The sequence below is a fragment of the Corallibacter sp. genome, assembly GCF_048381695.1.
In the GTDB taxonomy this organism is placed as follows: Bacteria; Bacteroidota; Bacteroidia; order Flavobacteriales; family Flavobacteriaceae; genus Corallibacter; species Corallibacter vietnamensis.
The window spans coordinates 71,820-83,482 of the sequence record NZ_JBLXHI010000003.1 but is presented as its reverse complement, the minus strand read 5'-3'; the positions used below and the strand labels follow the sequence as shown (position 1 = coordinate 83,482).

Here is an 11,663-nt window from a genome sequence, read left to right as displayed (position 1 = left end):
AAAGTTATAACTTTGAAGCCAAAATTAACAATTATTGTGCCTAATTTTTATTAATGAGTTCACAAAATATTTATATTCTCGGAATTGAGTCTTCTTGCGACGACACAGCAGCATCTGTTATGCATAATGGCAAGATTTTAAGTAACGTTATTGCAAGCCAAAAAATACATCAAGAATATGGCGGCGTTGTTCCTGAACTTGCCTCTAGAGCGCATCAGCAAAACATTGTTCCTGTTGTGGCACAAGCACTTAAAAAAGCTAATATTGACAAGTCTCAATTAAACGCCATAGCTTTTACGCGAGGTCCAGGACTTATGGGTTCTTTGCTTGTAGGTACATCTTTTGCTAAATCATTAGCTTTTGGTCTAGACATTCCGTTAATAGATGTGAACCATATGCAAGCTCATATTTTAGCTCATTTTATAGATGAAGAAGGCTTTAACAAACCTCCTTTCCCTTTTTTAGCAATGACTATTTCTGGTGGACACACTCAAATAGTTAAAGTTTCTAGTTACTTTGACATGAAAGTTATTGGTGAAACTATAGATGATGCTGTAGGTGAAGCTTATGACAAAAGCGGAAAAATTTTAGGTTTAGGATATCCTGCTGGACCAGAAATAGACAAACGTGCAAAACTTGGAAACCCAAAAGCTTTTAAGTTTACAAAACCTAAAGTAGACGGACTAAACTTTAGCTTTTCTGGCTTAAAAACCGCTATCTTATATTTTATACAAAAAGAAAAAAAAGCCAATCCTAATTTCATTGATGAAAATATTAATGACATTTGCGCTTCAATACAATACACCATTATTGGTATTTTAATAGATAAACTTAAGCTTGCAAGTAAAGAAACAGGTATAAAGCACATTGCTATTGGCGGTGGCGTATCTGCCAATTCTGGAATTAGACAAGCTTTAAAAAATGGAGAAAGCAAATTTGGATGGAAAACTTATGTACCTAAATTTGAATTCACTACAGATAACGCTGCTATGATTGCTATTGTAGGATACCTAAAATATCTTGAAGGGAATTTCTCTGAACAAAACATAACAGCTTCAGCAAGATTAAAAATCTAACTAATATTGTTAAAATTTCTGTTGATAACCTTTATTAATTAAAGGATATCTACACTATAATTTTGTTTTTTTGTATTCTAACCACTAAAAAAAGACCTAAATGAGACTATTTATTCTATTTTTTGTTCTATCTACATCATTCATTCAATCTCAAAATGCGTCTAAAGAGTTAGATGCCATTACAGATGCAAGTCAAGCTGAAACTTACATTTCTGAAAAAGGAAGCAAAAAAAATAAACTTATTACATTTAACGAAGCTAAACACAAAACCAGATTAGCTCAAGAGCTTTTAAAAAAACGTGTTGGAGGAAAAACTAACGTAGAAACAGATTTTGAACATGTACACTATAAAGTGGTTGAAAAATATAATGTATCTCACTATAGAGTAAGCTATATATTACTAAATGGAAAAGGCAAAACTCAAGATGAAATTAATGATATAAGAGATCAAATCATTGGTAAGTATAAAAAGAAGCTGTTTTCTTTTGCTCAACTAGCCGAGCAATATTCTATAAGTCGTAATGCAACACGCGGTGGTGATACTGGTTGGTTTACTGAAGGTAGACTTTCTGCTACTTTAGAGAACGCTATAATTAATGACACACACGCGCTAAACGATATCTTTAAAATTGATGACGTAGAGAAAGATTCGTATTACATTGTACTGAAAACCCACGAACCCGAAAACATTAAAGAAATTAAAGTCTTAAAAGTCGTAGAGCCTAAATAATATGCAACTTTTTTACAACGCTAATATATCTGATAACGATACACAGTTTTCTTTTGATAAAGACGAAAGCAGACACATTGTAAAAGTTTTAAGAAAAACTATTGATGACACGCTTCACATTACCAATGGTAAAGGTTGGCTGTTTACTGCAAAAATCACTGTGGCTGATATAAAAAACTGTGTTGTTTCAATAACTGGAAAAACACAACAACCAAAGCCTAAATACAATTTACATATAGCTGTTGCTCCTACAAAAATGAATGATCGCTATGAGTGGTTTTTAGAAAAAGCTACTGAAATTGGCATTCAAGAAATAACTCCCATAATATGTGATCATAGCGAACGTAAAATAATTAAACCAGAACGTTTTCAAAAGATATTGCAATCGGCTATGAAGCAATCATTGCAAAGCTATTTACCAATACTTCATGACGCCATACCATTTACAGAATTTATTCAACAAAACTTTAATGGTCAACAGTTTATAGCTCATTGTGAAGAGTTAGATAAAAAATCTCTTAAAAAGGAATTGCAATCCGAAAAAGACGTTATTATCTTAATAGGACCTGAAGGCGATTTTAGTGTTAAAGAAATTGAAATTGCATTACAAAACAATTTTATTCCTGTAACTTTGGGAGAAACCAGATTACGTACAGAGACAGCCGCTATAGTAGCTTGTCATTCGGTAGCTTACACAAATGAATAACACACAAACTTATATAACAGCATTATTCCTATGCCTGCTAACAATAGGAATGCAAGCTCAAGAGGTTGCCGTATTAAAATATAAAGGTGGTGGCGATTGGTATGGTAACCCTACATCATTACCTAATTTGGTTAAATTTTGTAATGAAAATATCAATACAAAAATTAATGAAAAAACTGAAACTGTAGAAACTGGCAGTCCAGATATTTTTCAATATGCTTTTATTCACATGACAGGTCATGGAAATGTGTTTTTTAATGACGAAGATGCTGAAAACTTAAGAAACTACTTAATCTCTGGAGGTTTTTTACATATTGATGACAATTACGGAATTAAACCATACATTACTAGAGAGTTAAAAAAAGTTTTTCCTGAAAAAGCATTTATAGAACTCCCTGCAAATCATCCTATTTTTAATAGCGCTTTTAATTTTCCGAAAGGATTACCTAAAATTCATGAACACGATGGCACAAGACCTCAAGCTTTTGGTATTTTTCACGAAAGCAGACTTGTGGTCTTATTTACTTTTGAAAGCGATTTAGGAGATGGTTGGGAAGATGAAATTGTACATAACGATCCGCCAGAAGTTCGTGAAAAAGCTTTAAAAATGGGTGCAAACATCATTAAATATGTATTTGAAAACTAATCGCTATAAATGCAACTAAACCACTACAATACTAATTTTAAAAAGCGCACATTCCCAATAACGTTAGTTTGTGACAATATTACTAACGCACCAAACATTGGTAGCTTATTTAGAATTGCTGATGCCTTTGGTGTTGAAAAAGTTATTTTTTGTGGAGGCCATATTCCCTTTGGCAGAAAAATGACAAAAACATCAAGAGCTACAGAAAAAGTAGTTCCTTATGAGATTCACGAATCTGCTATTTCGGTAATTTCTGAATTAAAAAACAACGACTATCAAATAATTTCTTTAGAAATAACAGATAAAAGCACACCTGTAGATAGCTTTAAGTTTTCAACTGAAAAACCCATTGCTTTGGTTATAGGCGATGAAAATTTTGGCGTTTCAGAAACTATACTACAAGAATCTCATAATACAATTCATATTACAATGTTTGGTCAAAATAGTAGCATGAATGCTGTACAAGCCACAAATATTGCACTTTACGAAATAACAAAACAATCTCTATGATACAAATTCATATATTTACCTTATGAATTCAAAAATAATCGCAAACGGAATTTTAAGAGCACTAGCAGTTGTTGTAGGCATTTGTCTTGTAGCATTTTTTTTATATAAAATTCAATCGGTACTTGTATATATTGTCATTGCTGCTATAACTTCATTAATTGGTAGACCAATTGTACAGTTTTTAAGAAACAAACTTAAATTCAAAAACATTATAGCCGTTATAGTGACTATGGTATTACTCATAGGCTTTTTAGTTGGGTTATTTGTATTGTTTATTCCCCTAATTACTGAGCAAAGCCATAATCTAGAACTACTAGACATTAAAGAGCTACAAGGCAATGTTGAAGATTTATATCTGGAAGCAACTAGCTATTTTGGTATTAACCATGTAGATGTTGAACAGTCTCTTAAAGAGTCTGATTTACTTTCTAAATTAGATTACGCGTTGATTCCTAATTTAATAAACTCCATATTAAGTGGGTTTGGAAATTTTAGTATCGGATTATTCTCTGTATTGTTTATTTCGTTTTTCTTTTTGAAAGACAGCCAGCTATTTGAAGGAAGCATCATGAGTTTTATACCTGAAGATAAAGAAACTAGACTTCAAAAATCATTTAATAAAATTAAAGATTTACTTTCTCGTTATTTCGTTGGACTTATATTTCAGATATCAATATTGTTTGTTATTTATACCATAGGGCTACTAATAATTGGTGTTGAAAATGCTGTTGTTATTGCATTTTTATGTGCTTTAGTAAACTTAATACCTTATGTAGGGCCTTTAATTGGTGGTGCATTAATGATTATTCTTACCATGACAAGTAACCTTGGTAGCGATTTTAGTGATGTCATACTTCCTAAAACCATGTATGTATTAATTATCATTTGTATTGGTCAACTTATAGATAATTTCATTAGTCAGCCTGTAATTTTCTCAAAAAGCGTTAAGTCGCATCCATTAGAAATCTTCTTGATAATTATCATTGCTGGACTACTATTTGGTATTGTAGGTATGATAGTTGCTGTTCCTGCTTACACAGCTATAAAAGTAATTTTGAAAGAGTTTCTATCTGATTACAAAGTAGTAAAAAAACTAACTAAAGGATTATAGTACAACTTTGAATAAAGACATATTAAAATCTAAAAATCAAGAGTTTATTGAGAATAATTTAAACTCTGACACCGTAAGTTTACTCTTAAAAAAGCATCCTGAATTAGATATTGATATTAAAACTTTAATTGAGCAAATTGAAGCAAAAAAAAAGTGTGAAACCAAACTTCCTACTTGGTACAACACGCCAAAAATTTATTACCCTAATAAACTTAATATTGAGCAAACATCATCTGAAATTACAGCACTTTATAAATCTAAATTAGTAACCGGAAATACAATTATAGATTTAACAGGTGGTTTTGGTGTTGATTGTTACTTCTTTTCTAAACATTTTAAAAAAGTAACACACTGCGAAATAAATGACTCTTTATCTCAAATTGTTGCACACAACTTAAAACAACTAGGCACTGAAAATATACAAACAGAAGCCGTTGATGGCTTAAAATACCTCAATGAAAACACAAATACATATGATTGTATTTACATAGACCCTTCTAGGAGACATGACAGTAAAGGAAAAGTGTTTTTATTATCAGATTGTCTTCCTAATGTGCCCGAACATCTTGATTTACTTTTTAGTAAGTCCAATAGTATTCTAATTAAAACATCACCTCTATTAGACATTTCTATTGGACTCAATGAATTAAAATGGGTGAAAACTATTCATGTTGTTGCTGTAAATAATGAAGTAAAAGAATTGCTTTGGCTACTCGAAAAAGGCAATGAAAATCCTATCGAAGTAAAAACAATAAACTTAACAAAAACATCAGAGTATTATTTCAATTTTGAACTTGAAACAGAAAAAACTATTAACCCAAAGTTTAGTTTACCACTATCCTATCTTTATGAACCCAATGCTGCAATACTAAAGTCAGGAGCTTTTAAATCAGTAGCGAGTAAACTAAATGTTTTTAAGCTTCATCAGCATTCGCATCTATATACATCACAAGCTTATATTGATTTTCCGGGAAGATGTTTTAAAATAAAAGAAATACTACCTTATAACAAGCGTGTACTAAAAAAGGAAGCTCCGAAACAAGCTAATGTAACAACAAGAAATTTTCCTGAAACGGTACAACAAATAAGAAAAAAACTAAACATTAAAGACGGCGGAAAAACATACCTTTTTTTCACTACCAATTTAGAAGAAGAGCGAATTGTTATTATTTGTGAGAAAGAGTGACACCATCAAGAAATATATTTATATCTAAAGGCATTAATTAAACAGATACCTATCTTTGCAAAAAAAAACTTTTATTCTATGCTTAAAGCTGTTTTATTTGATATGGATGGTGTTATTGTAGACACCGAACCTTTACACCATAAAGCATACCACGGTATGTTTAACGAATTAAATATAGATGTATCAGACACTCACTACGAATCCTTTACTGGACAGTCTACAATAAATGTGTGCAGAAGTTTATGTGATCATTTTAATTTAAAAAACGAACCTCAAGAGCTTGTACAAATAAAACGCAATATTTTTAAAGATTTGTTTAAAAATGATCCAGATCTAAAGCTAATTAATGGTGTTTTAGATCTTATTAAAAACTATCATGATAATGATGTAAACCTTGTTTTAGCATCATCAGCATCAATGTTTACCATTGAAAGCGTTTTTGAACGTTTTAATTTAAACCCGTTTTTTACCAATAAATTTAGTGGCGCTGATTTAAAAGCTTCAAAACCACATCCTGAAATATTCAATAAAGCCCATGCCGCTACCAATGTTGATAAAAAACATTGTATCGTTATAGAAGACTCTACAAACGGAATAAAAGCAGCTAATGCCGCTGGTATTTATTGTATAGGATATAATAGTATAAATTCCAAAAATCAAGATTACTCTTTAGCAAACACTATAATTTCTGATTTTAAAGATATTCATTATCATAAAGCTAAAACCCTATTAACAACTGACTTTTAATAGATTAAAAATGCAATAAGTACTTATTATAAATTTTTACGTAAAAAATTGGAAAAATAGTTGCGTTCTTTGGTTTGAAAACTTACATTTGCATCCGCATTTAAAGAACGTTCTTTACAAAATGTATTGGAGAGGTGCCAGAGTGGTAATGGAGCAGATTGCTAATCTGTCAACGCGTAAGTGTTGCCGGGGTTCGAATCCCCGTCTCTCCGCAGAGTTTAAAAAACCAATTACCGGTGGTTTTTTATAAAAATGTCTATTTGATATTTTTATCTCAACTCGGGGTGTAGCGTAGCCCGGTTATCGCGCCGCGTTTGGGACGCGGAGGTCGCAGGTTCGAATCCTGCCACCCCGACTTTTTTATTCAGGTTTAATCCTTGAATGGTCGCGTAGCTCAGCTGGATAGAGCATCTGCCTTCTAAGCAGACGGTCACAGGTTCGAATCCTGTCGCGATCACATAAAGCCTTACTAATTTTTAGTAAGGCTTTTTCTTATATTAACCACTGTAATAATTCACTTCAAAAAAAACTATCTCAATTTGACAAAATAGTATAACTACACTACTCTATTTTTAATTAATTTTAGAAAAAAATAACATATGACTTTTTCTAAAATAAGCATTATCATACTTCTTTTTTTCACCATTACTCCTATTCTATCACAAAATGATATTAATAGAATTCTAGTAAAAGAAAACACGTTTATAAAAGATAATGGTGAAACTATTATTTTCAGAGGCTTAAACACCAGTGATCCTGATAAACTAGAAAACGACGGACTATGGAATAAATCTTATTTTGAAGAAATTAAATCTTGGGGAGCAAACTTGGTTAGATTTCCTGTGCATCCAACCGCATGGAATAAACGTGGTAAAAAAGCATATTTAGAACTTCTAGATAAAGGTATTACTTGGGCTAAAGAACTAAACATGTATGTTATAATTGACTGGCATAGTATTGGTAATTTAAGAACTGAAATGTATCAAGATGATATGTATGATACATCAAAAAAAGAAACATTTAATTTCTGGAGAATTATAGCAAAACGATACGGAAACAATCCTACTGTAGCATTTTACGAGTTATTTAATGAACCAACTACTTATAATGGCGAACTAGGCTCTATAACTTGGGAGTATTGGAGTGATTTAAATATTGAAATGATAAAAATAATCCGTGCAAATGGCGGTGAAGGCATTCCTCTTGTTGCTGGTTTTAATTGGGCTTATGATTTAACACCTGTAAAAGAAAAACCATTAAATATAGAAGGCATTGCTTATGTAAGCCATCCTTACCCTCAAAAACGAGAAAAACCTTGGGAGTCACAATGGACAAAAGATTGGGGCTTTGTAAAAAAAACATACCCTGTGATTTTAACTGAAATTGGTTTTTGTGGCCCTGAAGACCCTGGAGCGCATTCTCCTGTTATAAGCGATGAATCTTATGGTGATGCAATTACCAATTATTGTGATGAAAATGGCATCTCTTATTTAATATGGGTTTTTGACAAAGAATGGGCACCTAGGTTATATACAGACGATAAATATACGCCGTCAAGACATGGTAAATACTTCAAGAAAAAACTACAAAGTTACAAGTACTAATTTGATTACTTTCGTCTTGTAGAATTTCTTTCAACAATGTTTGTTTTAACTACGGTATTTGTTGTTTCTGTTGAAGTTTCACTTTCTAAACGATTTATAAGCGAAGAAACCGCTTGTTTACCAATATTTTCAGCATGTTGACTTACGACTGTTAATGATGGTATTGCGTGTTCAGAAATAAGGCCATTGGTAAACCCTATAACCGAAATATCTTTTGGAATATCATATCCATTCATTCTTGCTACATTCATAGCTAAAACAGCAGAGTACTCGTCTGCTGCTAATATAGCATCAATCTTTTCATTTTTAAAAACTGGTAATAGCTCTTTTTCTATTTCATTATAATGTTGAGGTGTTAATATTTTCACCTCTCTATCAGATTTTTGCATTGCTGAAACATAACCTTGTTCTCTTAATTGTCCTACGCTTATATTTGATATTACATTTAAAAACACAACATTTTCACACCCTATTTCTAACAAAAAATTTGTTGCTTTAAAAGCGCCATCAAAATCATCTACAGTAACTTTATCACAGGTAATCTCATCTATTACCCTGTCAAACATAACCATAGGTACGTTATATTTTAATGTTTTCTGAAAATGTGAATAGTCTTTAATTTTTTGTGTTTCTTCTGCTACAGATAATATGATTCCATCAACACTACCATTTATAAATGTATCTATGCTTTCAACCTCTTTTTGATGGCTTTCATTTGATAGGCAAATTACAATTTTATAACCCAACCTAGTAGCTTCCATCTCTATGCCATACAACACCTTACTGAAAAACTCCAATAAAATTGCAGGTATAATAACCCCAATTATTTTAGTTGATTTAGATTTTAAACTTCTTGCAATGTTATTAGGAACATAATTATAAGACTCTGCAATTTCTTTGATTTTTACACGGGTTTTCTCTCCTATTTCAGGGCTATCATTTAATGCTTTAGAGACCGTTGAAATTGAAACTCCTGCAAGATTAGCTAAATCTTTTAAGGTTATTTTAGATTGCATAAGTATTACATTTTTTAAGACTTTTGCAATTTAATCATTAATACATCATGAACACCGATAGTTGCTTTTAATTTTTTTGATGTATTTCCCAATGAAGTGTTATTAAATAAATCGTTTATTTTATAAACATTATGCTTAACATCTAGTATTCTATTATTAATATCATCACCTATCATGTGCTTATTCCAATCAAAATTAAGGTTTATAGGTTCATTATTCATATTAACAAAAACCATTGCCCAAGATTCATTATCTAGAGGTTTTACCCATATTTCAATATTGTTTTCGTTTAAAAATCTAAATCCTTGAATACCTAAAGGGTCTTGATTTACAGCTATAACATTTTTGTTTGAAATGGTCTTCAATGTTTCTTTTGAAATAGTTCTTAAGTCATTTCCTAAAATTAAAGGAGAAGCTAGCATACTCCACATAGCAAAGTGTGATCTATCTTCTGCATCTGTCATGCCATTACCTACTTCCATCATATCAAAATCATTCCAATGTCCCGGACCAGCTGCTTTACGAATGTTTTTTCGTAAGTTTATTATTTTCCAAACACCAAAAGATGCCCATGATCCGTGTCCTAACTCACAATCCCAACAGTTTACAATATCACCAGTAACTCTCCATGAATGACCAACATCTTTTGCCCATTTCCATGGCTCATTATCTCCCCATTCGCAAATACTAAAAACAATTGGTCTTCCTGCTGATTTTATTGCGTCTCTCATAGTTATATAAGCTCCTTCAGCATTTAACTTATCTGTATCACACCAATCATATTTTAAATAATCTACATCCCAAGAAGCGTAAAGTATAGCGTCTTGATACTCATGACCTCTACTTCCTGGATAGCCAGCACATGTGGTTGCACCTGCACAGTTATAGAGTCCAAATTTAAGACCTTTAGAATGAATATAATCTGCTAACGCTTTCATTCCACTAGGAAATTTGTCTGGATGCGCCATTAAGTTTCCATTCTTATCACGCTCTTTTGCCATCCAGCCATCGTCTAAAACAATATATTCGTAACCAGCATCTTTAAGACCAAGTTCTACAAATTGATCTGCTATATCCTTTACCAATTGCTCGTCTATATCTGTTGCAAAAGTGTTCCAACTATTCCATCCTAATGGTGGTGTTTCAGCTAAATTTTCAAACTTTTGAGAATAACAAATACTACCTATGATATAAATTAAAAAAAGTATTTTTTTCATTATAAATTATTTATTAAAAAAGAACCCTTATGAAGATCATAAAGGCTCTTTTAAATTACTGATTCAAATTAATTATAAAATTTTATTCTTCTAGTACATAACCAAAATTATCAAAGTGATATACACCACCATTTCCTGTATATTCTTGGAATGATATATTCTGAACAAATGTTGCATTTTGCAACTCTTCCCATGTAAACTCTTGTTGTACCCACTCGGTAGTTACATCAAAGTTTGGAGCCGTAGCATCATCCCAGTTTCCATTAAAGACAAACTTTAATTTACCTGGTTCATCAGCTCTTACACTAAAGCGAATACCTGAATATCCTTCTAATTGATCATTCCAAGACCAGTTTCCTTGTATGTTATCCCATCCTGTCATATCTTTTTTAAAGTAAGTTAGTCCTTGAGCGGCATCTCCATTAGTTATGTATTCTTGATTATTCCATGACTCAATATCCCAGCCATCATACCATATATCATCATAAATTGCTGTTCCTATTGCATATTGAGAAACACTATTACCTGAAATAGTTTCTACGCTAATGTATTCTCTATCAGACCCTGAAGGCAAAACAATTTGAAACTCATTTATAGAAAGGTTTAATACTTCAACCTCTACATCTCCAACTGTTACAACTGGATCTATAAAAAATGAGCCATATATTGTTATTGTTTCACCATCAGCCGCATTAACAGGGTTAAAACTTTTTAACCTTGGTGCTGGTGGAGCAACTATAAAAGGATAGGTTGCTGTACCGTTTGCTGTAACAACTTTTAATTCGTTTGTAGTATCTAAATACGGTGTGTCTTCATCTATTTGAACAATAATCACCTTATCTGTTACTAATGTTGCATTAAAATATGTATCTACTTCATTAAAAAACACTTTTTGAGTAGATGCAAACCCCAAACCTCGTATTACATACATATTGTTAGCAAACCCTACATCTGTTTGCTCATTTCCTACAGCCGTACTAACACTATTTATTACTGGAGGTTGTCCTTCTAAATCATTATCATCATCGCTATCACATGAAAAAAAAGCAACTAGTGATAATATCATGACTAGTATTAAGCCATTGCGTTTAAATTTTAAATTTTTCATATTCAT

General features: G+C 31.7%; 12 protein-coding genes and 3 tRNA genes. 12 read left to right on the top strand and 3 right to left on the bottom strand.

Features of this window, described 5'->3' with window-relative positions:
* Positions 1 to 53: 53 nt before the first annotated feature.
* The 12 genes from tsaD (at position 54) to ACN5J3_RS06570 (ending at position 8,316) form a co-directional block, all read left to right on the top strand.
* On the top strand, positions 54 to 1,076 hold the full coding sequence (gene tsaD, locus ACN5J3_RS06625; RefSeq protein ID WP_418511205.1) for a tRNA (adenosine(37)-N6)-threonylcarbamoyltransferase complex transferase subunit TsaD: 1,023 nt from the start codon (positions 54 to 56) through the stop codon (positions 1,074 to 1,076).
* A gap of 100 nt (positions 1,077 to 1,176) precedes the next feature.
* Positions 1,177 to 1,806, top strand: coding sequence for a peptidylprolyl isomerase (locus tag ACN5J3_RS06620; protein WP_417291003.1), 630 nt, complete (start codon positions 1,177 to 1,179; stop codon positions 1,804 to 1,806).
* 1 nt (position 1,807) lies between these two features.
* Positions 1,808 to 2,512, top strand: coding sequence for a 16S rRNA (uracil(1498)-N(3))-methyltransferase (locus tag ACN5J3_RS06615; protein WP_418511203.1), 705 nt, complete (start codon positions 1,808 to 1,810; stop codon positions 2,510 to 2,512).
* A 49-nt stretch (positions 2,513 to 2,561) separates the two neighbouring features.
* Positions 2,562 to 3,158 carry a DUF4159 domain-containing protein gene (locus ACN5J3_RS06610; RefSeq protein WP_418511311.1) on the top strand — a complete coding sequence of 199 codons (597 nt, stop codon included), beginning with the start codon at positions 2,562 to 2,564 and terminating at the stop codon, positions 3,156 to 3,158.
* Positions 3,159 to 3,167: 9 nt separating this feature from the next.
* Positions 3,168 to 3,668 carry a TrmH family RNA methyltransferase gene (locus tag ACN5J3_RS06605; RefSeq protein ID WP_418511202.1) on the top strand — a complete coding sequence of 167 codons (501 nt, stop codon included), beginning with the start codon at positions 3,168 to 3,170 and terminating at the stop codon, positions 3,666 to 3,668.
* A 22-nt stretch (positions 3,669 to 3,690) separates the two neighbouring features.
* On the top strand, positions 3,691 to 4,779 hold the full coding sequence (locus tag ACN5J3_RS06600) for an AI-2E family transporter (protein ID WP_417291006.1): 1,089 nt from the start codon (positions 3,691 to 3,693) through the stop codon (positions 4,777 to 4,779).
* A gap of 7 nt (positions 4,780 to 4,786) precedes the next feature.
* Positions 4,787 to 5,965 carry a class I SAM-dependent methyltransferase gene (locus ACN5J3_RS06595; RefSeq protein ID WP_418511201.1) on the top strand — a complete coding sequence of 393 codons (1,179 nt, stop codon included), beginning with the start codon at positions 4,787 to 4,789 and terminating at the stop codon, positions 5,963 to 5,965.
* A gap of 78 nt (positions 5,966 to 6,043) precedes the next feature.
* Positions 6,044 to 6,712, top strand: a complete 669-nt coding sequence (locus ACN5J3_RS06590) for an HAD family hydrolase (protein WP_418511200.1) — start codon at positions 6,044 to 6,046, stop codon at positions 6,710 to 6,712.
* A gap of 128 nt (positions 6,713 to 6,840) precedes the next feature.
* Positions 6,841 to 6,924 (top strand) — tRNA-Ser (locus ACN5J3_RS06585).
* 68 nt (positions 6,925 to 6,992) lie between these two features.
* Positions 6,993 to 7,067: transfer RNA gene (locus tag ACN5J3_RS06580), tRNA-Pro, on the top strand.
* 28 nt (positions 7,068 to 7,095) lie between these two features.
* Positions 7,096 to 7,169, top strand: a tRNA-Arg gene (locus ACN5J3_RS06575).
* Positions 7,170 to 7,311: 142 nt separating this feature from the next.
* Positions 7,312 to 8,316, top strand: coding sequence for a glycoside hydrolase family 5 protein (locus ACN5J3_RS06570; protein ID WP_418511199.1), 1,005 nt, complete (start codon positions 7,312 to 7,314; stop codon positions 8,314 to 8,316).
* Positions 8,317 to 8,321: 5 nt separating this feature from the next.
* On the opposite strand, the gene ACN5J3_RS06565 is transcribed toward ACN5J3_RS06570, so the two are convergent.
* From ACN5J3_RS06565 to ACN5J3_RS06555, 3 genes are all read right to left on the bottom strand, one after another.
* Positions 8,322 to 9,332: a LacI family DNA-binding transcriptional regulator gene (locus tag ACN5J3_RS06565; protein ID WP_418509850.1), complete on the bottom strand. Its 1,011-nt coding sequence runs from the start codon at positions 9,330 to 9,332 to the stop codon at positions 8,322 to 8,324.
* A 14-nt stretch (positions 9,333 to 9,346) separates the two neighbouring features.
* Positions 9,347 to 10,549, bottom strand: a complete 1,203-nt coding sequence (locus ACN5J3_RS06560) for a glycoside hydrolase family 27 protein (RefSeq protein ID WP_418511198.1) — start codon at positions 10,547 to 10,549, stop codon at positions 9,347 to 9,349.
* A gap of 82 nt (positions 10,550 to 10,631) precedes the next feature.
* On the bottom strand, positions 10,632 to 11,657 hold the full coding sequence (locus tag ACN5J3_RS06555; RefSeq protein ID WP_418511197.1) for an IPT/TIG domain-containing protein: 1,026 nt from the start codon (positions 11,655 to 11,657) through the stop codon (positions 10,632 to 10,634).
* Between the last annotated feature and the right edge of the window lie 6 nt (positions 11,658 to 11,663).